Genomic DNA, 20,966 nt, shown 5'->3' on the forward strand with positions numbered 1-20,966 from the left:
TGGCATAAAATCATTTAGATAAGTAAAAATAAGCTGAATTTGAACTCTTTGTAGGTAAAATGAAAAAATTAGCTTTAATCAAGGATTTACAAAATGAGCATCTACAAACTTGAATTGAACGTCTTTAGATTTGACGCAAACAAAGACTATAGTGCCACTTATGAAAAATGTACATTGGAGTATCAGAAGCATTTTACATTAAAGAATATTTTAGAATTATTGCCTTTGAGAAATTTTGAATATGATAAAAATATTTCATTAAAAATCAATGGCATCAGTATATTTGAGGATGTTAAAGTAGAGGATTTGGTAGAAAATTTTGGCAAACAATGGAATATAGAGCCTATTTCTACAAGATATGCTTACAAAGATTTGCTGATTGATAAAAATGCAGTGATGGATTTTTATCGAAATTTTTTTACTACAGCAGAGTTTTTGACTCAGAGTGAAAAGGATGAATTTTTTAAGTTTATCAATATCAATTTTATCTCTCCTCAAAAAAATCCCGATTATTTTGGAGATGGATTTTTTCTCTATATTAAATGGTTGCTTACAAGATACCCAAATGAAGCGAAAAGATTTCTAGAAAGTATCGCTGATGTTAAAAATGGAGTGATGAATTTTGTGAGCGTAGCAGATTTTATTTATCCAAAAAATCATCAAATAGATGAGGAGATTTTTGAACTTCAAAAAATGCTTACCCAAACTTCGAGATGCCCTATTAGCGGAAATACATGGGCAAAACTTGGAAAAGAAATTGAAAGCAGATATATTTTTCCTGCTACTAATGTATCTTCAGAGTTCTCTGGAAAATATGTACTCTTTGATGGATATACTAAGGGGGTGAATTTTGAACCCTTGCTTATTGCCTCTAGCACTCTTTTGGAGAAAAATAATAAAAAATCTGCGAGGATGAAATTTTGCTATGATGGAGGGTATTGGGGAAGGTTTTGTGATCTTCAGAGATTTTTGGTTGCTAATGCATATAATATGGCACTTGTTCATAAAAATAATGCAATTTTGCTTTTTTGTGAGCAAGATGCTTATTGTAACGCTATTTATGCTAAAAGCATTCTTGATGGAAGTATTGAACTCACGCATTCTATTAACGAAGAACTCAAAAAATATAATTTAGTTTATGATAGCAGTGTCAAAATAGAATATCTCAATAAAATGATTGCAAAGGAATTTGAAATTCCTATTTCAGATATTTTTTCTGGATTTAGCACAATTCTTTATAAAGGAACTTCTTCTAGTAGTATAAATGAGATTTGTTATGAAGAGTTTTTTGAAAAAATTTCACTAAAGAAAATTGAAACAATCTTTGAAAATGAGTGTTACTACCATCTCTTGGAAATCAATGAAGTTTCTTGTTTGGAGCAATCTGCAATCATTAGATATGAAGGGATTGATCTAGGAACAGATTTCTTATGCACTCTTAGTATGGGGGAATTTGAAATGTTTGATACTTATGCGAAAAAAGCCTCAAAAATATATAAAAGAGACTTTGATGCTACTCCTACTTTATTTTTACCTCAAATCGCACTTCTTGGGATGGGCGAGAAAGATTTAAAAAGAATTGGTTTGCATTTGCATAAAAATAGAGTTAGTTTTATATAATCAAATGTATATAATTTCATAAGATGAGGAATTGCTTGTGAAGATATTTCTCAAAATATTGATCGCTTCATTGATTGCCGGTCTATGGTATCATATGAATGGAGATGAATCTGGGTTTGTAGCGATTGCATTGTTCATCTTTGTGTTGTTTGTGTTGCTCGTAAAACCCATAGAGTTTCAATCCCCTGCTCAAAGGGAGGATTATATACAGCAAATGAAAAAAAAACGTGAGCAAAAACTTGCCATAGAGACTAAACAAAAAGAGGAACAACTTCGTTTGTATAAGGCAAATCAAGAACGCGAAGAGAAAAGAAAAAAAGAATTAGAAATAAAACTAAAAAATCGCTAAAGGATAAATATGGAAATTATTTTGTTAATACTCGCTGGTGCTGTTGTGTATTATCTGTATGTAACGCTTCAAGAATACTTGAAAAATCCTATAGCCCCAATTCCAAAGGATACCAATTCTCAAGCTTCAAAATTTGAAGAATATGATCTTTCAGCAGATCCTTATGTTAATATTGATCCTCTTGTCAAGTTGAGAAAAACAGAGCAGGGTCTGATAGTAGCATTGATAGGGAGTTTTTTAAATTCTTCAAAAAAATTAGAAAATTCAAAACAAGATTTTATTAAAAATACCTTGATAGATGGCTTGATTGAGAATATGAGTGAGAATATGAATGGTTTTGAAGATAGCAAAAATGCCTTGAACAAGATTTTGAAAGCTCCTGATGAAGATTTGCAGAGTCTTTGCAAAATGTTTTTACAAGCTACTTATGGTGAATATAAAAAATCTTTGAAATTTGTAGAATTTTTGTTTATTTTGGCGTATGTTGATGGGGAACTTGATGAAGAAGAAAAAGAAAATATTATCGATATAGCAGCATTTTTGGAGTTAAATAATGATGATTTTAATCAGATTTATGATGATTTTGAAAAAGAAAATCTTGTCGAACTCACCACTACACATTCAGAAGCACTCAAGATTTTGGATATACAAGAGCCAATAGAAGAAGATGTGCTTGAAAAGAAAACACAGATCACTATTAAAAATCAAATCAAATCCCTATTGGATATCAAAAATATTGGCAAGAGTTTTGCAAAGAATTCATTTTTAAAACTTAAAGAGACACAATTTGCTTATAACATACTTTCTTCTAAAGGTAATTAAGGCATAGTTTTTGCTTGATTGATGAAAATCATTCAAGGAAAAACTATGGATATACAAAATAATTTTTCAGGTCTAAGAGATATTTTTCAAGGTCGCTATAGCACTAACATATCTTCTAGTGCTCCTGTTAATGAATCCAAGCATTCCTCCATCGCAGATGAATTACAAAATAGAGATATTAAAGATAGCTTCACTCCATCTTTGGAGTATTCTAAAATATTAGATGCAAAAGATATTGTCAAAGGTGGACTTAAAGATGTTGATTCATTTATTTCAATGACACAAACACTAAAAAAAGAAAATATTTTAAATTCTGATGATATGATTGCAGTGGATTTTTTGGCAAAAGAAAGCCCAAAGTTAGATTTTGATGCATTTAACAAGATCATAAAAAATGATAATTTGAGCATGGAAATGAAAGGGCTTATCACAACGCTTGTACAGAAAATAGAAATGATTGATTATCTATCTGGAGGCGTCATGGCAGCTTGAAGAGGTCAAAATTTGGTTTGAAAAATCAAACTATAAAACACTCATTTCATATATTTTTTTCCGTTCGCTTGAACTTCCTATATTGAGCTGTTTTCGATATTTTGTAATCGTTCTTCTAACCATTTTTAGCTGGAATTTTTCTTCAATCATTTGTAGTATCTTTAGATCGCTAAGAGGTTTTTTGTGATTCTCATTTTTTATGATTTCGCCGATAAAATCTTTTATTGAAGCATTTGACGTATCCCCATCAATAGCTGTAGTAAAAAAGCTTTTGATGGGCAATACACCTCTTGAACATTCTAAATATTTATTTGAAATAGCCCTTGAGATAGTGCTAGGAGAGTGACCAAACTCATCTGCAATATCCTTAAGACGCATGGGCTTCATCTCTCCTCCCATAAAAAAATCATACTGATATTCCACAATCATTAACCCAATTTTCCTGATAGTTTGTTTGCGCATATCTAGGGCATCGATAAGATCTCTAGCTTCTTTGAGTTTGGTTTTGAGATATTGTTGAGCATTGCTAGATTTCATAGCGATCGTATCAATATTCACGCTTGGATAATAATCATCATTGAGCATCACTTGAATTTCTCCATCTATTTGTTGTATCAAAATATCAGGAATAATAAAGGACTCTTGTTGTGCAAATGCCAAAGCAGGAGGATTTTTGAAAGCACGGATGACCTTCATGGCTTCTGGATATTCAATATGAGAGCTATAGTTTTTGTGATTATTTAAATCTGTGATAATTTTTACACACAATTCATATGTAGAATCCTTTATGTCTTTTCTATCTTCAAGTTGAAATAAAAAAGACTCTATTACATTTTTTGATCCCACTCCTTTAGGTTCAAGATATGCAAAACGTTCTCTGACTTTTCTGTACTGCTCAGTGCTCACTCCAAGTTCATTAGCTTGTTCGCTCTCTTCTGCTTCAAAGTAGCCTTCTTCATTGATATTATCAATAATATCTTGAGCGATTTTTACAGAAATTTCTGTAGGAAAAAGAGGGGGAACGATTTGCTCATTTAAAATCTCATAAAGGCTTTGCTCTAAGATAGTCATTGATTCGATTTTGTCACTCATAGAGTTTTTTGCCGGAGTATTTGGATAAGGTGATTTGAGTTTAGAGCTAAAGTCTTCTACAATTCTACTTTTAATGCTGACATAAGGGTTTTCTCTGGCATATTCAGCGATGGTTTCTTCCATTTCTAAAACATTACTTTGAAGAATGGGAAGCCAACTTTTTAATGTTGTAGACAGTTTGCTTTTGACAGCAACATTTTGACGTAATCTAGCCCCTTGTGCCATTGCTATACCTTGAAATTTTCACCCAGATAGTATTTTCTTACCAATGGGTTTTGATATATCTGCTCACTAGTACCACTAGCGAGCAAAGAACCACTTTTGATGACATATGCACGATGACAGACAGAGAGTGTTTCTCTCACATTGTGATCGGTGATAAGTACGCCGATATTTAAAGATACAAGCTGTTCAATAATCTTTTGTATATCAATAACCGCGATAGGATCAACACCTGCAAAAGGCTCATCTAGCAAAATAAATTTCGGATCTTTGATAAGTGCTCTAGCTATTTCAACCCTTCGCCTCTCTCCTCCACTTAGACTCAATCCTTTTCTGTGCCTGATAGGAGAGATGTTAAAAGCTTCGAGCATTTGCTCTATTTTATTTTGAGCTTCTTTTGAACTTTTAAAGGTGGTTTCTGCTGCTAGTGCTAAATTATCTTCTACGCTCAAATCTTTAAAAATGCTTGATTCTTGAGGAAGGTATCCAATCCCCATATTTGATCGCTTATGCAGTGGATAGCCTGAAAGATCAATGTCATTTAAAAAAACCTGTCCCCCGCTAGGTTTTAATAACCCACATATCATATAAAATGTGGTTGTTTTTCCTGCACCATTAGGCCCCAAAAGCCCTACAACTTCGCCACTTTGAACTTCAATAGATACATCGTGTACTATTTTTGTTTTTTTAATTTGTTTGCTTAGGTTTTGAGCTTTGAGTTTATCCATTGTTTATCCTATATGTCCGATTATTGTTTAATTTGCAGATTTCAATCACACAGATATTGTATCCATTGGCTTTCAATATTTTCTCTAAAGATTCATTTCCCCATTCTATAAAATGGATACCATTATTTTCAACCCACTCCAAGAGTCCTAAATTCAAAAGTTTTTCCAAAGAATGGTTATAGAAATCATAATGAAAAATATTTCCATATTGATGCTGTATGCTAAATGTGGGAGATGTTACTTCTTCTTCGGGATAAAAAAATCTCACATATTCTTTTACAAGAGTGGTTTTTCCACTCGCTAGATCGCCTCTTAGTAAAAAAATAATATTTCCATCTTTTGCTATATCTATAAGCTCTTTTATTAGGATATGGATATTTTCAAGATTCAAGGAAAACTCTTTCAATGGTTTTCCTTGTTGTTTTCAATCGCAAATATCTCAGTAGCTCCTAAATGTATTTTTGCACTTTTTATTAATTCTGAATTTTCTTCTATAAATTTTTGATGATCAGATTTTTCAACATCAGGGTATTTGTCTGTAGGTTCTTGTGGTATTTGAGGTTGAGGTATTTGAGTATTCACAGATTGTTGAACTTCTTGGACATTTTCAGTTTGGATTGAATTTATTTTTGTAGAAATTCCAAATATTTCTTGCACAATATTTTTAATATGCACATAGTTTTGCTTAAGTATTTCTTTGTCTTGAGATTGAGCTGATGATTTCCAATTCAAAATACCTTTCTCAAAAGAAATAAATTCCACATTTTTTTCAAAAATCTCTCCAAGTTTTTGACTTCTGTCATAGATTTTTGCAATCAATTTCCTAAAAATAACATTAAAATCATTACTCTCAGAAGGAATGTGATTTGTTTGAGAGGAAGTTGGTATTTGAGTGTTTATAGAATCTTTTGAAGGATTGTTTGAGGTATTGATTTGGATTTTTGCTTTATCTAAAAAAAGGTTTGATTCTAATTCTTTTATCATCGAATCAATATCTCTAAGTTTAGTCGCCTCGCGCATTTTTAAACTCAACAATAATAATACAAAGCTTCCATCTGAATTGATATTAAGCAAATGTTTGCTTTCAGCTAAAATCCGTAAAAATCTATCTACAATTATAATTGGAAAGTCTTTGTTTTTAGAAACTAAGGCCTCTTTTAAAAACATCATCATTTCATCAATAATCATCTCACATTCATATTCTTCTAAAAGCAGAAGAGTGCTTTGAAGTTTTATTTCATCATTATGAAAAATCGCCTCAAAAAATTCCTGAAGACTTTGAGGATCCACTACGCCTAACATTTCAGTAACTTTGGTTGTTGTGATATGTTTATTGCAGAAATTGATAGCCTGATCTGTTATGGTTAGGGTATCACGAAGACTTCCTGAACCACTTCTTGCTATAATTTCTAAAGCTTGAGATTCGTAGGTAACTTCTTCTTTGTCTAATATACTAGCAATGTGTGCAAGGACAGCTTTGTGCGGAATTTTTTTGAATCTAAAGTGCTGGGTTCGGCTTAGAATAGTCGCAGGGAGTTTGAGTGGATCGGTTGTGGCTAAGATAAATTTGACATATTCAGGTGGCTCTTCTAGCGTTTTTAAGAGTGCATTAAAAGCTTCTTTTGTAAGCATATGAACTTCATCTATGATGAAAATTTTATACCTACCATAACTAGGGCGATATTTGGTGTGTTCTATCAAATCCCTAATATCGTCAATTTTTCTACTAGAAGCTGCATCCATTTCGATAATATCAAGATGACGATTTTCAAGTGCTGATTTGCAATTATCGCATTCTCCACAAGGTGAGCTTGTCGGACCTTTTTCACACTGAAGTGCTCGTGAAAATATTCTTGCTGAACTTGTTTTTCCACTTCCTCTAAGTCCGCTAAATAAGTAAGCGTGTGAGATTCTGTTGTGATCTAGCGCAGAAGACAGGGTCTGAGAAACACTTTCTTGTCCAATCAAATCAGAAAAAGAAGTGGGGCGGTATTTTAAAGCTAAAGCAAGAGCCATTATAAACCTTTTGAAAATTTGTTAGAATGGATTTTATACCATTTTAGCTACAAAACAAATCAAAATTTATATTTTTATGTGATTTTTGAGTATGTTAGTTCTAAATCAATTTTTTCGATACGCTAGTGCATTTATTTCAAAATCAATTTTTAAATTTTTTTGGTGTAAAAAACTAAAACTACTCTTGCATAAATTTCAGATTGCTGTTAAAATCTTAAATAACATCAAGTAAAGGATATAAATGAAAATTATAAAGATTATAGTGTTGAGTGCATTGATATGCGTTCTGAATGCGGCAAGCTATCCACCTATCAAGGATAAAACTACTGGACTTGCAATCTCAAGTAATGTTTTGGCCAATAAAGTAGGAAAAGAAGTGTTAGATAATGGAGGAAATGCTATTGATGCAGCTGTGGCTGTAGGCTATGCATTAGCGGTTGTTCATCCTGCAGCAGGAAATATCGGAGGAGGAGGGTTTGCTGTCATCCATTTAGCAAATGGAGAAAATATTACTTTAGATTTTAGAGAAAAAGCTCCTATGAAGGCTAGTAGAAATATGTATTTAGATAAAAAAGGCAATGTGATTCCTCAATCTAGTACTATTGGCTATCTTGCTGCTGGAGTTCCTGGAAGTGTTGCTGGAATGAGTGCAATGCTTGAAAAATATGGCACTAAAAAACTCTCAGAATTAATTGCTCCTGCGATTTCTTTGGCTGAAAAAGGTTTTATTATCACTCAAAGACAAGGCGAAACAATGGCTGAAGCGAAAAAAGATTTTGCCAAATTTGCTTCATCAAGAAAATATTTTCTAAAAAAAGATGGTAGTACTTACAAGGAAGGAGATCTTTTTGTTCAAAAAGATCTAGCAAACACGCTTAAGGCTATCCAAAAAGAAGGTCCAAAGGCTTTTTATCAAGGACAAATCGCTGATCTCATCGTCAAAGATATGGCAAAAAATGGGGGTATTATTACTAAAGAAGATTTGGCAAATTATCAGGTGGTTTGGAGAAAGCCTGTGAGTGGGAATTATCGTGGCTATGAAATAGTGTCTATGGCACCACCTAGCTCAGGCGGAACTCATATTATAGAAATATTAAATGTGATGGAAAATGCAAATATAGAGAAATTAGGTTTTGGTTCTAGTAAAACTATTCATATAATGGCAGAAGCAATGCGTCAAGCATATGCGGATAGATCGGTATTTATGGGTGATCCTGATTTTGTCAAAGTCCCTGTAAAAAAACTTATTGATAAAGCTTATGCTAAAAAAATCTATGCAAATATCTCTGCAGATAAAGCCACTCCAAGTTCAAAGATCAATCCTGGATTAGGGCAGATTCACGAGGGGCATAATACCACTCATTATTCTGTGGCTGATAAATGGGGAAATGCTGTGAGTGTAACCTATACGATCAATGCTTCTTATGGAAGTGCAGCGGCAATAGATGGAGCAGGATTTTTACTCAATAATGAAATGGATGATTTCTCTATCAAGCCAGGAACGCCTAATTTGTATGGACTTGTAGGTGGAGATGCAAATGCGATAGAACCAAATAAAAGACCTCTTAGCTCTATGTCTCCTACTATCGTTTTAAAAGATGGAAAATTATTTATGGTAGTGGGAAGTCCTGGTGGGGCTAGAATTATTACAACTGTACTGCAAGTGATTTCAAATGTAATTGATCATAAAATGGATATTTCTGAAGCTATAGAAGCACCCAGATTTCATATGCAATGGCTTCCTGATGAAATCAGGATTGAGAAGTATGGAATGAGCGAAGATGTGAAAGATAATCTAGTGAAAATGGGTTATAAAATCGTTACAAAGCCTGTTATGGGTGATGTAAATGCAATAATGATAGATTCAAAAACTCATACAATGTATGGATCGGGCGATCCTAGAAAAGAATTTTGAGTTTATTTTCCCATAGGGTATTTTTATCCCCTATGGGATTAATTTTTTATTTTTATAACGTTGTATTTGTGTGATATTTCCACTTAAGCCTCCTGAATGAATAAAAACAATATCTCTGCCGTCGAAATAATTTAGATTTTCTCTAATACTTAGTAATCCTAGACAATCATAAATTAAATCAAACTCAACACCTAATTCTAGCCATTCTTGATAGATTTTTAAAAGCCTAAAGTCGGGTTTTCCAAAAGGAATTTTTGTATTTAGTTCCAAGATGGTAGGTGGTTGAGAAATTTTCATATCTTGAAATAATTTTTGAAGATATTTTCTATCTCCAGCAGCTGCTATAGTGAAGATAGAGGGTAGAAAATTGCAAAGATATCCTACACTTGTCCCGCTTCCTGAAACATAAAAAAAAGCAGGATTTTTTAGGTTTTTTGCATCTTTTGTTAGTTCAAGAGCGAGATCTTTGATACCTATTTTTGATAATTCACACGCTCCTCCTTGTGGGATAAAAAACCCATTATAAGAATTAGAGATTTCTATTGCTCTGTTTCTAAGAACATCAACATCAGATCTTTTATCAGAGGGTTTGTAAAATTCAAATTTTACTCCGTTTGCAAGTGCAAGTGCAAAATTTCCTTGAGGTAATTGTTTTAAGACTTCAGGTAGTGGCGGGGTAACATAAATAAACTCATAATTTTTTAGCCTAGCAATATAAGATAGTGTAAGCATCGCATTAGACTGATTTCCTCCATAACTCACAAGTATCTTTTCTTTAATATCTAGTTCTAATAATCCTTTGAATTTTCTAGCTTTGTTTCCATTAATAAAAGGATGTAGAAGGTCATCGCGTTTGATGTAAAACATTCTATTTTGCCAAATAAAATTTTGAAGCACAGAAGGAGTATTGAAAATGTTCATTTGCCTAAGCAAAATTCTCCAAACATTTTATCAAACATTTCTCCTATTTCGTATGGTTGTGTAATACTGGAAATATGACTAATAGCTTCTGTGATATTGTATGAAAATAATTCAAGCTCAAGTTTTTCAAACACACAAGCAGCATTTTCTAGACTCTCGATAGCTTTTTTTATAGCCTCTAGTTGAAATTCTGAAGTGAGCAGTATTTCATCACCAACTTCATCTTTTTGTAAAACTTTGACAAAAGTTTTTTTGAGTAAAAGTGTGCAATTTTGAAGATCTTTTGTACTAATTTTGATGTTTTCATAAGGGATTTTTATAAGGTTTTGGATATCTGCATGGCTAAATGCAGGGGATAAATCGCTTTTATTGAATGCAATGATACAATGTTTATTTTTTTGGGTATTGAGGAGTTTGATAATTTCTATATCTTCATTATCAATGTTTCTTGATAAGTCAAATACAGCTAGAATAATATCGCTTTCAAACATAGAATCGATACTTTTTTTAATCCCTAAAGATTCTATTTCGTCTTTACTATTGCGAATTCCTGCGGTATCAACAATTCGAATAACATTTCCTTCAATATTAACACTTTCTTCAATAGTGTCTCTTGTTGTTCCTGCGATGGGGCTAGTGATAGCTCTTTCATAGAGCAAAATTGCATTTAATACAGAACTTTTTCCTACATTTGGTTTGCCAATAATGCTCAAACGATGACCATCAATAATGCCTTGACGCATTTTTGAAAACTCATAGACTGATTTTAAAATACCTTGTATTTCTTTTATCTGAAGAGAGATGTTACTGATAATATTTGAGGGGATATCTTCTTCGCTATAATCTATCATTACTTCGCTATGTGCTAAAACACGTAAAAGATTCTGACGTAAATCATCTACAAATCTTCCTAATTCTCCTTTGAGTTGCTTGGCTAAGATCTTTGATGCTCTTTCGCTTTTGGATTGAATGATTTTTGAGAGTGCATTGATTTGAGAAAAATCAATGCGACCATTTAAAAATGCTCTTTTGCTAAATTCTCCAGGAGCTGCGAGAATGGCTCCTCTTTCTAGACAAGTTTGTAAAATTATTTTTGCTGATACAACCCCACCATGGCACTGTATTTCACAAACATCTTCACGAGTGTAACTAGCAGGGGCTTTAAAATAAATCACAATAACTTCATCAAGTATTTCTTCAGAAGAATTATAAACACAACAGAGGGTAGCATATCGTGGGATAAAATTTATTTTTTTGGTTATTTTTTGAGTGATTTCAAGAGCTTTTTGACCGCTTATTCTTACAATAGCAGTTGCTCCAATGCCTATGGGGGTTGAAATTGCTACAATGGTCCTGTTTTCATTCATTTTTAATAAAATCACTCACAATAATATAACGTTCATCTTGAGCATTGATTCGGAAGGAGACATATTTATTTGGAAAAGTATCTCTAAGTTTTTTTAGTGCTATGTAAGCAAGAACTCCATCTAAAGGCTTTGTTTGTGCTTTTCCAGTCTCTGCAATCATTGAAATAATACTTTGTAGATAAATATCTATGGCTTCTTCTTGGTTTTTCAGAAATTGGGCTATTTCTAATCGGATGTTGTATCCATATTTTGGATGTATCCAGTTAAAAAGTAGATAGGACAATGCTTTGTATCTATATCCTTTTTCTCCAATCATTAGTGCAGAGTCATCACCATCTAATGTAACTAGAAGAGTTTGATTGTCATAGATACCAACTTCTATCTTGTCAATTTTGTATGGCATAGAAGCAAATAATTCTTTTAATTCAGATTCAATTTCTTGAGTGATTTGGTGAGGATCTTGTATTTCTTTGAAAAATACTTCATCAATATCACTCTTACCCATCTCAAATTCACCATGATGATTTTCTTGGGTTTGGACTCCTAAGTGATGATCAAAATAAGAGGGGCGAGATTTATTCTCTTCATAATTAATATCCTCATCATTTATTATAGAGGGTTTGTTTTGGTTTTTTTCAGGAGATGGTTGATGTGTTGTTTGATTTTTTGTAACTGGAGGATTTGAGTGTTCTATTATTGTTGCCACAATGATAGCATCTTTTTTCCCAATGCCTAAAAACCCATTAGAAGGGGTTTGTATAATTTCATAATCAAGATCGGTAACTGAACAACCCAACTCTACAGAAGCTTGAGTGATAGCCTCTTGAAGAGTTTTTGCAACAATTTTTTTCATTTTGTTTTCTCTTTTTGGATTTTCCCATCTTCATTGTGAGAATGCTTGTGTTCCGCAATTTCTAAGGCTTTTTTCTTTTCCATCATGCGATTAATAAGAAGTTGTTGAATGATAGAAAAAATATTATTTACAGTCCAATAAAGCACTAATCCCGCAGGGAATGTAATCAGAAATACGGTAAATACTACAGGTAGCAGTTTGAAAATCTTTGCCTGTGTGGGATCTGCAATAGTGTTAGGAGTAAGCACCTGGTGCATATACATTGAGATACCCATTAAAATTGGAAGTACAAAATAAGGATCCATTACCGATAAATCGTGAATCCAAAATATCCATCCGGTGCTTTTAAGCTCAACAGCATTGTAAAGTACCCGGTAAATAGCAAAAAATACGGGGATCTGCAAAATTAGAGGCAAACATCCACCCATTGGATTGGCACCATTTTTCTTATATAGTTGCATCATTTGGGATTGGAGTTTTTGAGGATCGTCTTTGTACTTTGCTTGAAGTTCTTTCATTTTTGGAGCAACTTCTTTGAGTTTTTGCATACTTACCATACCCTTATAGCTCAGTGGAAACAATATGATTCGCACTATCAAAGTAAGCAATATGATCGCCCAACCCCAATTTCCAGTGTAACTATGAAGAAAGTTCAGGAGCAAAAATACAGGTTTTGCAAAAAAGGTAATGATGCCATATTCAACAACATCTGTTAAATTTGGATCAATTTCCTTGAGTTCTTTGTAGTTTTTAGGTCCGATATATCCTTGAAATTCTGCATTTCCATCAAAAGCCACAAAAGGCATAGGATTTTTTGTGCCAATCTCTGAATCAATGATTGCATCAAATCCTTTAGGTGATTTTGTGAAAAACAAAGAAGTGTAGTATCTATCAACACTAGCAATAAATTTTGCTCCTATGTACTGCTCTGACTTTCCATCTGCCTTTTTGTCTTCAACTTTTTCTATTTTATCTTCAGCATCTTTAAGAACAACTCCATGAAATGCGTATCCATCAGCATCAGCAACTGGCCTCATACCGCTAGAGATAACATAAGGAATCAAACGACTTACTTCAATCTTAACATCGTATTGCAAGTTTGGATAGAAAGTGATGATTTTCTTAATAGTTAGATTATTTAGATTTTGCGTTAAAACCAAAGTTTCAGGGGTATTTTTAAGCTCAATAGAATCTAGTGAAGCCTTGTAGGGTATTTCGAAAGCTTGGTTATTAGTAGCAATATCTGAAAATCTCATTTCCAAAGGCTTGGGAAGGTCATTACCTAAGAGTGGCAATTTTGTGATAACCTCTTGAGGTTTTTTTGCAAAGCCAAAAAGCCTTTTTATATGGTCAATAAGCCCTTCTTGTTTTGGAGCGGTGAATTTTTTATCTTTGAGGTAAAATTGTGAAATACGTCCAAGCGAGTCGATATTGATTTCAATTTCTTTGGATTTGATGGTGGCGATTATTTTGTTCGGATCAAAGGTTGACGTATTTAATGCTTGAGTATTATTAGCTACATCGGGAGTTTTGTTTTTTGCTTGAAGGCTAGAAGGAGCTGGATTTGTGGTAAGTGGAGTTGCTATTTCCTGAGTTGTTTTTTCTGGGACTTGAGCTGGTTTTTGAAAATAACTATAAACTACGATAAATAAAAACGAAATAGCCACTACTAAAATAATTCTCAAATTCGAATTGTTGTTTTGTTTCACCTTTGCACCTCTATAAATGACTTAATAATATAAAATTTGATTTTTTTATTATATTTTTCTTGAGTGTAGGGCTCAAGAGGAACAAGCCAAAAATCAAATTTTTGTGGAGATGTAAAATCTCCTTTTAAAAACCAATTCCCGATAGGATAATCAATCCCACCCAAAAACAGCTGATTGCATCTAAGTATCCTTAGAAAAACTTTAAAAAATGCAAAAAGAGGATGGTTAAACCTCACACTCCAAAGAGCGTATTCTGAACAAGTCGGATAATACCGACAGCTTTTTGGTAAAAGTGGAGAAATGTATTTTTGATAAAAAAAAATAAATTTTTCAGAAAAATAAAATCCAAAAGATCGGAAAGTCTTTTTTGTCACCGTATTTTGATTTTTTTTCAATTTTTACTCCTGTAAGTAGAAGGAGATGAAGAAAACAATCCCTTCAAACAGGTCAAAAAATCCTGTTCCAAAACTTTATAAGAAATTTCAATGATACCATTTTTTGCCACAAAAACCATCGCATAATTTGTCAATATCTGTAGATGACTCCTGCACAAAGACCTAACTCTACGTTTGATAAGATTTCTTTTGGTTGCTTTGCCGACTTTTTTAGAAACACTAAGACCAAGTAAAAAATCATCTTTATCCTCTCTATTTTGAAGAATGAGTGATTTGCAGTCAAGTTCCATAAAATAAAGAGTAAAGTATTTAGAGTACCTTCTGGTGCCTTTTTTATACACTAGATCAAATTGTCTTTTGTTTTTTAGAGAATTCACGCACTTTAACCAAACTAGATAGCAAGTCTTTTGCGTCCTTTTGCTCTTCTAGCACTGATAACCTTTCTGCCATTTTTGGTTTTCATTCTAACCCTAAAGCCATGCGTTCTTTTTCTTGGGGTGTTGTGCGGTTGATATGTTCGTTTCATTTGATATGTCCCTTGAAATAAAATAAAGCTCGTATTATATAGTTTTTTACTTAAACAAACTTTGGAAAATCTTGAAGCACTTTAATGATTGTTTTTATCTTCAACTAGGATATAAAGCTCCTTGAGGTTATTAATTTGCAAAAGATCAAGTATTTTTACAAAGCTATCAAGATTGCTATTTTTATCTCCCTGTAAAACAATCGGAGTATCTTTGGGGTATGAACCGATGGAGGCTTTAAGATCGTCAAAACTAACTTGTTTGTCATTTATATAATATTTTCCATCATTACTAATAGTGATATTGACTTGTTTTTTTTTCATATCTTCTTGTGTTCTGGAGGAATTTTCATCGACCTTTGGGATATTGATGGGAAGTTTTGAAGTGGTTACAAAAGAAGCGGTTGTCAAAACAATCACCAAAAGCACGAGCATGATATCTATAAAAGGAACCAAATTCATAGAGTCCATTTTTTTCATTTTTGTTTCCTTATGAATTTGTATCCAAACGTTTGGGCGAATTTTTTGTCTGTTTGGGTGGATTGTGATAAATATCCCATTTTGTAATAATAATTTCGCTTTTTCGCACCAACATATTATAGATTACAATTGAAGGAATTGCTACAATAAGACCCATCCCAGTTGCCTTTAGTGCTAGAGCAAGTCCTACCATAATGCCCTTTGTATCTACAAATGAATTTGAGCCTATGTCTATAAAGGTAATCATAATCCCTGCTACCGTTCCCAAAAGACCTACGTATGGAGCATTTGACCCGATAGTTGCAATGAGAGTTAATCTTCTGTGCAAATCAAGCTCGAGCTCTCTTTTATCTAAATAATCATCCACTCTTACAGTAGCGTAAAACCAAACCCTCTCAATCCCTATTGCAATTACAATGATGGATAAAAATCCCAAAAAAATCAATACTCCATAATCAAGCCACTCTTTCATTGCTAACCTTTGTAATAATTTTTGAAACTTGCTAATGCTTCTTTATCAAGTATTTTTTTCTTGATACTCTCGCGTTTATCATGAAGGTTTTTACCTTTGACAAGAGCGATTTCAACTTTTGCTTTGTTCTTATGGTTAAAGTAAATCTTCAAAGGCACGATGCTAAGACCTTGCAAACTCACTTGACCAAAAAGCTTGTCAATTTGTTTTTTGTGCAAGAGGAGCTTTCTGTCGCGTTTTTCATTGGGCTTGTAGTACGGATTTGTTGTATCTAAGTATGAAATATGCATCCCAAATAAAAATGCTTCAGCCTTGATGATTTTAACAAAACTATCCTTCAAATTAACTCTAGCTTTACGCAGGGCTTTTACCTCTGAACCAAACAAAGAAATACCTGCTTCTAATTGCTCTAAAATCTCATAATCAAAAAAAGCTTTTTTATTTCTTGCCACTATCACTTTTTATCCTTCAATCTAAAAAAACTACTTCCGCTACCACTGAAATGCCATTGTTTGCCTAAATCTTTTTGTATTTCATCAAGTTCTGGATATGTATTTATAGCAGGTATGAGCAAATCATTGAGCTCTTTGCGTTCATATAAAGATAAGATTTTTTCAGTGCAGTTGTGCTGGAGGGTTTTTAACAAATCGGGTTTTTGATTTTGAATATTTTTATCATACTCTAAATATACCTTTTTGGTATCACAAAAAATATCAGGAGTAAAGATTTCAAATGTATGCTCATCTTCCCTAAATTCCTCAATAATCTCGCCAATTCCCGAAACATTTGCACTTTTATATTTGCTAGTAAAAAAACTTACATCAGAGCCTATCTTTGATCCTATATATTGCAATTCTTTTTGGGTGAGACCAAAATCAAACAATTCATTGATCTTGATTAGACATATTCCTGCATCGGCACTTCCACCACCTAATCCTGCCCCTTTTGGAATTTTTTTTTCTACCTCAATATGCAAACATTCAAGTGCAGAGGATTTGATGTTTTTAAACTCAAGATAGTTTTTGAGTTCAATGATACTACGATAAATCAGATTCTCTTCCATTTTGCATCCAAAATCACCTTTAAGGGAAAAGTTTTTTGATGATTTGATTTCGATGATGTCTTTTAAATTTCCAATAGCCAATACAAAACGCGATGAAATTGTATGATATGCACCTTGAAAACCTATGATTTTTAAAAAAATATTTATTTTTGGAAATACATCAAAAATCAATTTTTCTTCTCAATGTTTGATGTGTTTGCCGATGTTGTTGAGGGCTTCATCAGTAATATCGACAGAGGCTTTTTTGTTTTCTGAAGCAACTGCTTCTTTTAATTCTGATCGAAGAATGAGGGTATTTGGCGGAGCTTCAAATCCCAATTTTACACTTCCTCGATCAATGGATATGATCTTGATGGCAATATTATCGCCAATCACAATACTTTCATCAGGCTTTCTTGATAAAATCAACATTTTTATTCATCCTATTTAATAGATAACGAATGTTTCCATCTTCTTTTATTTCAATTATAGAGAAAAAATCCTCAAAATTGGCTATATATATCCCATTTTTTTGACTTTCTAAAGAAAACTTCCTTCCTAGCCATAAATTTTCTCTTACCTGTGCATCAAAATTCGAGATAATAGGATATTTTAAGACTTTTAAGGGATTGACAAAATATGTTTCTCCAACCCTTGCTCTCATATTTCCTTCACTAATGCGTTCTAACGATGAAAGAGTCCCATCTACTTCTAATTTTTTTGCTATTATTTCGCCAATACTCCGAACATATGTTCCTTCAGAAACACTAACACGAAAACTCACATATGGATGATTGTAGCACAAAAATTCTATTTCAAAAATCTCCATGACACTAGCAGTAGGTTTTACAACGATTCCTGCACGGGCAAGTTCATAAGATCTTCTGCCATTGATTTTTTTGGCACTATATTGAGGAGGAATATAGGAAATCTTTCCTTTTAGAGAAAGTAAGATATCTTTGATTTTTTCTTCTTCAAAACTTTTGACCTCTGAGATATTAATGATATTTTCCATATCCAAACTCAAGCTTTTTGCCCCTAGCCACAAAGTTGCTTCATACACTTTTGGGTTTTTTTCAATGAAGGGAAAAAGTTTTGTATAACTTCCAAACCCAACTATTAAACAACCTCTAGCAAATGGATCAAGAGTTCCAGAATACCCAGCTTTTTTCATATTGTATTTTTTTTTGAGTCTGTTCAGAAAAAAATTACTTGAGATTTGTGAGGGTTTGTAACTAACTATCAGGGCATCCAAAGTATTGTCCTTTTTTGAATTTTTGTATTTAATAATATTTTTATATTAATAATGAAATAATCAGAGCAAAGTAATCATTAGGAGGTTATTTTGGAAAAAGAACTTATTTTAACTCCTGGAACTCTCATCACTTCAAAAACAGATTTGAAGGGGAAAATTACCTATTGCAATAAAGATTTTTTACGATATGCTCTTTATGAAGAAGAAGAACTTTTAAATAAACCTCATAATATCATCAGGCATCCTGATATGCCAAAGGCAGTTTTTAAACTTTTGTGGGATTATATCCAAAATGGAAAAGAGATTTTTGCTTTTGTAAAAAATAGAAATAAATACGGAGATTTCTATTGGGTGTTTGCTAATATTACTCCTAGCTACAATGCAAGTGATGAAATCATTGGTTATTACTCTGTGCGTAGAAAACCAAATCCAAAGGCTATTGAACAGATTTCTGATATTTATGCACAAATGATTCAAATTGAAAAAACAGATGGAATAAGTGGAGGGGTGAGTATGGTTGAGGAACTTTGTAAAAATCTAGGTAAAAGCTATAATCAGATTGTTTTTGAAATGCAGAAGGATTTAAAATGAACTCAAAGCTTTTTATTGTGAGTATATTTGTTTCTGTGATTGGTTTATTTTTGAATATTATTTTCAACCCTTTTTCGGTTTTTGGTGTTGCTTTGAGTATAATTTTTATAATCCTCATAGCTATTGGGATATTTTCCTTGTATGTAAAAAATACAACTCAAAATATCATCAATAAAATCTTAAAAATGTCTCAATCTCTAAAAGAAGGAGATTTTGAAGCTCGTATTATTTTGCCCAAAGGACATAGAGAACTTGTAGAGATTTCTAATAATATCAATGATCTTACCGATCATCTTGAGGCGTTCTTACGTGAAATAAAAACCTCTATAAAAACATCTTCGCAAAATGAATTTTATCGAAAAGGAATTTCAGAAGGTCTAAAAGGAACATTGAGTTCGAACATAGAGAGCATGAATGAAGTTCTTAAAAATATAGAAAAAAATTCCAAAGAGAATATAAAAAATGCTCTTTCAAAGTCTTTGATGGGCTTAAATTTGGGATCTCAAAACAAAAATTTGACACAGATTTCAGATGAACTTGGAAACGATATAAATTTGATGCAAGATGTCCATAAACGGATTGAAAGCATTAAAACTCTTTCTTCAGCGAGTAAAAATGATGTTGAAGCAATCACTGATTCTATAAATAATCTGATGGCTTTGATGGATAGAAGTAACTCTGCTATCTCTGGTTTTGCACAAAAATCGCAAGATATTGGCAATGTTATTGAGTTGATTGTAGATATTGCAACCCAAACCAATCTTTTAGCTTTGAACGCAAATATAGAAGCTGCTAGGGCAGGGGAAAATGGAAAGGGATTTGCAGTGGTTGCTGATGAAGTTAGAAAATTAGCAGAAAAAACACAAAAAGCAACCAATGAAATTTCCATTGCTATTCAGACGATGCAACAAGAAGTTGATAGCATTCAAACAAGTGCCGAAGAAGTTCATCAAATAGCAAGTAGCTCCCAAGAAAAAATTACAGATTTCAATGTTGTTTTTGATAATATGGAGCAAAGTAGTAATGAACTTGCTAATGTGTTTGTTGATCTTTCAAAATACCTTTTCTTAAGCATTGCCAAATTAGATCATATTCTATATAAATCTCATATTTATTTAAGTTTGAACCATCAATCCCAAACTCAAAATTTTGACATCAATCCTATTTCTCCACTTCTTGATAAAACAGATACAAAAGAATTACTAAATGATTTTGCATCTCCTGAAGAACTTGAGGAAATCAAGGCTGAATTAACCAAACATTCAAAAAATGCCATCTCAGCTATTGATAAGGAAATCACCTCTTTGGTATCTGAACATATTCTTTCAGATGTTCAGATATTAGAGGAAGAAAGTAAGATATTGTTTGAAAAACTTAAAGTTAGAAATTCTTAAGATCTTGATTTGAAAGAAAGTCATTTATTTTTTCCAAAGCTTTTTTTCTGTGAGAGATTTTATTTTTTTCTTTGGCTTGTAATTCTCCTAAAGTTTGTGAATATCCTTGTGGAATAAATATTGGATCATAGCCAAATCCATTTTTTCCTCTAGGAGAATTGATTACATCTCCTTGCAATTCGCCTCTTGTAACAAACTCGAGATTATTTCCATTGATTCTTCCAACAATAGCCACAGATGCTATAAATTTAGCTTTTGAGCTTTGCAGGGATTTTTCTTTCATTTGTTTGATAATACAGGCTATATTCGCATCATCAGAAGAATTTTTCATTATCCCCAATTTTATATTTGCATATCTTGCACTATAGATTCCTGGTTCTCCATTAAGATCATCTATACACAAACCACTATCATCTGCCATCGTTAGGAAGTTTTGCATATAAGGTAGAGTTTCAAATAAAGCCTTTGCTTTAATCAGTGCATTTCCCTCGAAACTATCCGCGTTTTCCTGCACTTCCAAATGCTCAAATTTTAATCTATCAGTGATGATTTCGTAATCCTTGAAGATTTCTTGAATTTCTCTAATTTTACCTTGATTTGAACTTGCTATAAAAATTTTTGTTTTTTGCATTTATCACTCTTTTATAATTTTCTTTTAAAACCCTCAAAATATTCATAAACTTTTTTGGGCTATAATCATATCAAAAT

25 protein-coding genes are annotated in these 20,966 nt (G+C 32.6%); 7 read left to right on the forward strand and 18 right to left on the reverse strand.

Annotation, left to right across the window (positions count from 1 at the left end):
• Positions 1 to 93: 93 nt before the first annotated feature.
• From Q5I06_RS07115 to Q5I06_RS07130, 4 genes are read left to right on the forward strand one after another with little or no spacing between them, the layout of a single operon-like run.
• Entirely contained in the window at positions 94 to 1,620 is a 1,527-nt protein-coding gene (locus Q5I06_RS07115) for a DUF5644 domain-containing protein (RefSeq protein ID WP_305517454.1), read from the forward strand.
• Positions 1,621 to 1,657: 37 nt separating this feature from the next.
• A complete protein-coding gene (locus Q5I06_RS07120) occupies positions 1,658 to 1,969 on the forward strand; it encodes a hypothetical protein (RefSeq protein WP_305517455.1) in 312 nt (103 codons plus the stop codon).
• Between the two features lie 9 nt (positions 1,970 to 1,978).
• Positions 1,979 to 2,791, forward strand: a complete 813-nt coding sequence (locus Q5I06_RS07125) for a TerB family tellurite resistance protein (RefSeq protein ID WP_305517456.1) — start codon at positions 1,979 to 1,981, stop codon at positions 2,789 to 2,791.
• Positions 2,792 to 2,836: 45 nt separating this feature from the next.
• A complete protein-coding gene (locus Q5I06_RS07130; protein ID WP_305517457.1) occupies positions 2,837 to 3,283 on the forward strand; it encodes a hypothetical protein in 447 nt (148 codons plus the stop codon).
• 30 nt (positions 3,284 to 3,313) lie between these two features.
• Here Q5I06_RS07130 and Q5I06_RS07135 read toward each other — a convergent pair whose 3' ends face one another.
• From Q5I06_RS07135 to Q5I06_RS07150, 4 genes are read right to left on the reverse strand one after another with little or no spacing between them, the layout of a single operon-like run.
• Entirely contained in the window at positions 3,314 to 4,600 is a 1,287-nt protein-coding gene (locus tag Q5I06_RS07135) for an RNA polymerase factor sigma-54 (RefSeq protein WP_305517458.1), read from the reverse strand.
• A gap of 2 nt (positions 4,601 to 4,602) precedes the next feature.
• Positions 4,603 to 5,325, reverse strand: a complete 723-nt coding sequence (gene lptB, locus Q5I06_RS07140; protein WP_305517459.1) for an LPS export ABC transporter ATP-binding protein — start codon at positions 5,323 to 5,325, stop codon at positions 4,603 to 4,605.
• On the reverse strand, positions 5,318 to 5,731 hold the full coding sequence (tsaE, locus tag Q5I06_RS07145; protein ID WP_305517460.1) for a tRNA (adenosine(37)-N6)-threonylcarbamoyltransferase complex ATPase subunit type 1 TsaE: 414 nt from the start codon (positions 5,729 to 5,731) through the stop codon (positions 5,318 to 5,320). Before tsaE ends, lptB begins: the two co-directional genes overlap by 8 nt.
• Positions 5,728 to 7,341 (reverse strand): DNA polymerase III subunit gamma/tau, encoded by a 1,614-nt coding sequence (locus Q5I06_RS07150; RefSeq protein WP_305517461.1) that lies wholly within the window; start codon positions 7,339 to 7,341, stop codon positions 5,728 to 5,730. Before Q5I06_RS07150 ends, tsaE begins: the two co-directional genes overlap by 4 nt.
• 241 nt (positions 7,342 to 7,582) lie before the next feature.
• Between Q5I06_RS07150 and ggt the strand changes: the two genes are divergently transcribed.
• Positions 7,583 to 9,256, forward strand: a complete 1,674-nt coding sequence (ggt, locus tag Q5I06_RS07155) for a gamma-glutamyltransferase (RefSeq protein ID WP_305517462.1) — start codon at positions 7,583 to 7,585, stop codon at positions 9,254 to 9,256.
• Positions 9,257 to 9,286: 30 nt separating this feature from the next.
• Here the strand turns inward: ggt and Q5I06_RS07160 are convergent, their stop codons facing one another.
• The 13 genes from Q5I06_RS07160 to truB form a co-directional block, all read right to left on the reverse strand.
• The gene (locus Q5I06_RS07160) at positions 9,287 to 10,177 is read right to left on the reverse strand and encodes a 1-aminocyclopropane-1-carboxylate deaminase/D-cysteine desulfhydrase (RefSeq protein WP_305517463.1); all 891 of its coding nucleotides are present in this window, start codon (positions 10,175 to 10,177) and stop codon (positions 9,287 to 9,289) included.
• Complete coding sequence (gene mnmE, locus Q5I06_RS07165; RefSeq protein ID WP_305517464.1) at positions 10,174 to 11,544, reverse strand: tRNA uridine-5-carboxymethylaminomethyl(34) synthesis GTPase MnmE; 1,371 nt, start codon at positions 11,542 to 11,544, stop codon at positions 10,174 to 10,176. Before mnmE ends, Q5I06_RS07160 begins: the two co-directional genes overlap by 4 nt.
• Positions 11,537 to 12,397: a Jag N-terminal domain-containing protein gene (locus tag Q5I06_RS07170; protein WP_305517465.1), complete on the reverse strand. Its 861-nt coding sequence runs from the start codon at positions 12,395 to 12,397 to the stop codon at positions 11,537 to 11,539. The genes mnmE and Q5I06_RS07170 overlap by 8 nt, the downstream gene beginning before the upstream one ends.
• A complete protein-coding gene (gene yidC / locus Q5I06_RS07175) occupies positions 12,394 to 14,106 on the reverse strand; it encodes a membrane protein insertase YidC (RefSeq protein WP_305517466.1) in 1,713 nt (570 codons plus the stop codon). Before yidC ends, Q5I06_RS07170 begins: the two co-directional genes overlap by 4 nt.
• Positions 14,103 to 14,480: a membrane protein insertion efficiency factor YidD gene (yidD, locus tag Q5I06_RS07180; RefSeq protein ID WP_370690949.1), complete on the reverse strand. Its 378-nt coding sequence runs from the start codon at positions 14,478 to 14,480 to the stop codon at positions 14,103 to 14,105. Before yidD ends, yidC begins: the two co-directional genes overlap by 4 nt.
• Positions 14,481 to 14,497: 17 nt before the next feature.
• Entirely contained in the window at positions 14,498 to 14,878 is a 381-nt protein-coding gene (rnpA, locus tag Q5I06_RS07185; protein WP_305517467.1) for a ribonuclease P protein component, read from the reverse strand.
• Positions 14,879 to 14,892: 14 nt separating this feature from the next.
• Complete coding sequence (gene rpmH / locus Q5I06_RS07190) at positions 14,893 to 15,027, reverse strand: 50S ribosomal protein L34 (protein WP_095295864.1); 135 nt, start codon at positions 15,025 to 15,027, stop codon at positions 14,893 to 14,895.
• Positions 15,028 to 15,108: 81 nt separating this feature from the next.
• Complete coding sequence (locus tag Q5I06_RS07195) at positions 15,109 to 15,504, reverse strand: ExbD/TolR family protein (RefSeq protein WP_305517468.1); 396 nt, start codon at positions 15,502 to 15,504, stop codon at positions 15,109 to 15,111.
• Positions 15,505 to 15,514: 10 nt separating this feature from the next.
• Positions 15,515 to 15,976 (reverse strand): TonB-system energizer ExbB, encoded by a 462-nt coding sequence (gene exbB / locus Q5I06_RS07200; protein WP_305517469.1) that lies wholly within the window; start codon positions 15,974 to 15,976, stop codon positions 15,515 to 15,517.
• A gap of 2 nt (positions 15,977 to 15,978) precedes the next feature.
• On the reverse strand, positions 15,979 to 16,434 hold the full coding sequence (gene smpB / locus Q5I06_RS07205) for an SsrA-binding protein SmpB (protein WP_305517470.1): 456 nt from the start codon (positions 16,432 to 16,434) through the stop codon (positions 15,979 to 15,981).
• The gene (locus Q5I06_RS07210; protein WP_305517471.1) at positions 16,431 to 17,210 is read right to left on the reverse strand and encodes a 4-(cytidine 5'-diphospho)-2-C-methyl-D-erythritol kinase; all 780 of its coding nucleotides are present in this window, start codon (positions 17,208 to 17,210) and stop codon (positions 16,431 to 16,433) included. Before Q5I06_RS07210 ends, smpB begins: the two co-directional genes overlap by 4 nt.
• Positions 17,211 to 17,219: 9 nt before the next feature.
• On the reverse strand, positions 17,220 to 17,450 hold the full coding sequence (locus Q5I06_RS07215) for a carbon storage regulator (RefSeq protein ID WP_305517472.1): 231 nt from the start codon (positions 17,448 to 17,450) through the stop codon (positions 17,220 to 17,222).
• Positions 17,425 to 18,273, reverse strand: a complete 849-nt coding sequence (gene truB, locus Q5I06_RS07220) for a tRNA pseudouridine(55) synthase TruB (protein WP_305517473.1) — start codon at positions 18,271 to 18,273, stop codon at positions 17,425 to 17,427. Before truB ends, Q5I06_RS07215 begins: the two co-directional genes overlap by 26 nt.
• A gap of 90 nt (positions 18,274 to 18,363) precedes the next feature.
• On the opposite strand from truB, the gene Q5I06_RS07225 reads away from it, so the two are divergent.
• On the forward strand, positions 18,364 to 18,864 hold the full coding sequence (locus Q5I06_RS07225) for a PAS domain-containing protein (RefSeq protein ID WP_305517474.1): 501 nt from the start codon (positions 18,364 to 18,366) through the stop codon (positions 18,862 to 18,864).
• Complete coding sequence (locus Q5I06_RS07230) at positions 18,861 to 20,258, forward strand: methyl-accepting chemotaxis protein (RefSeq protein ID WP_305517475.1); 1,398 nt, start codon at positions 18,861 to 18,863, stop codon at positions 20,256 to 20,258. The genes Q5I06_RS07225 and Q5I06_RS07230 overlap by 4 nt, the downstream gene beginning before the upstream one ends.
• On the opposite strand, the gene rdgB is transcribed toward Q5I06_RS07230, so the two are convergent.
• Positions 20,245 to 20,889: an RdgB/HAM1 family non-canonical purine NTP pyrophosphatase gene (rdgB, locus tag Q5I06_RS07235; protein ID WP_305517476.1), complete on the reverse strand. Its 645-nt coding sequence runs from the start codon at positions 20,887 to 20,889 to the stop codon at positions 20,245 to 20,247. The two genes, Q5I06_RS07230 and rdgB, sit on opposite strands and share 14 nt — an antisense overlap.
• Between the last annotated feature and the right edge of the window lie 77 nt (positions 20,890 to 20,966).

The organism is Helicobacter cappadocius (assembly GCF_030688855.1).
In the GTDB taxonomy this organism is placed as follows: domain Bacteria; phylum Campylobacterota; class Campylobacteria; order Campylobacterales; family Helicobacteraceae; genus Helicobacter_J; species Helicobacter_J cappadocius.

Excerpts from the sequence above, each read along its gene's own strand:
- rpmH (WP_095295864.1), bottom strand. The coding sequence starts at position 15,027 with ATGAAACGAACATATCAACCGCACAACACCCCAAGAAAAAGAACGCAT.
- Q5I06_RS07230 (WP_305517475.1), top strand. The coding sequence starts at position 18,861 with ATGAACTCAAAGCTTTTTATTGTGAGTATATTTGTTTCTGTGATTGGT.
- rdgB (WP_305517476.1), bottom strand. The coding sequence starts at position 20,889 with ATGCAAAAAACAAAAATTTTTATAGCAAGTTCAAATCAAGGTAAAATT.
- exbB (WP_305517469.1), bottom strand. The coding sequence starts at position 15,976 with ATGAAAGAGTGGCTTGATTATGGAGTATTGATTTTTTTGGGATTTTTA.
- Q5I06_RS07125 (WP_305517456.1), top strand. The coding sequence starts at position 1,979 with ATGGAAATTATTTTGTTAATACTCGCTGGTGCTGTTGTGTATTATCTG.
- Q5I06_RS07135 (WP_305517458.1), bottom strand. The coding sequence starts at position 4,600 with ATGGCACAAGGGGCTAGATTACGTCAAAATGTTGCTGTCAAAAGCAAA.
- Q5I06_RS07195 (WP_305517468.1), bottom strand. The coding sequence starts at position 15,504 with ATGAAAAAAATGGACTCTATGAATTTGGTTCCTTTTATAGATATCATG.
- ggt (WP_305517462.1), top strand. The coding sequence starts at position 7,583 with ATGAAAATTATAAAGATTATAGTGTTGAGTGCATTGATATGCGTTCTG.
- Q5I06_RS07150 (WP_305517461.1), bottom strand. The coding sequence starts at position 7,341 with ATGGCTCTTGCTTTAGCTTTAAAATACCGCCCCACTTCTTTTTCTGAT.
- lptB (WP_305517459.1), bottom strand. The coding sequence starts at position 5,325 with ATGGATAAACTCAAAGCTCAAAACCTAAGCAAACAAATTAAAAAAACA.
- Q5I06_RS07170 (WP_305517465.1), bottom strand. The coding sequence starts at position 12,397 with ATGAAAAAAATTGTTGCAAAAACTCTTCAAGAGGCTATCACTCAAGCT.
- Q5I06_RS07115 (WP_305517454.1), top strand. The coding sequence starts at position 94 with ATGAGCATCTACAAACTTGAATTGAACGTCTTTAGATTTGACGCAAAC.
- mnmE (WP_305517464.1), bottom strand. The coding sequence starts at position 11,544 with ATGAATGAAAACAGGACCATTGTAGCAATTTCAACCCCCATAGGCATT.
- Q5I06_RS07160 (WP_305517463.1), bottom strand. The coding sequence starts at position 10,177 with ATGAACATTTTCAATACTCCTTCTGTGCTTCAAAATTTTATTTGGCAA.
- Q5I06_RS07215 (WP_305517472.1), bottom strand. The coding sequence starts at position 17,450 with ATGTTGATTTTATCAAGAAAGCCTGATGAAAGTATTGTGATTGGCGAT.
- Q5I06_RS07130 (WP_305517457.1), top strand. The coding sequence starts at position 2,837 with ATGGATATACAAAATAATTTTTCAGGTCTAAGAGATATTTTTCAAGGT.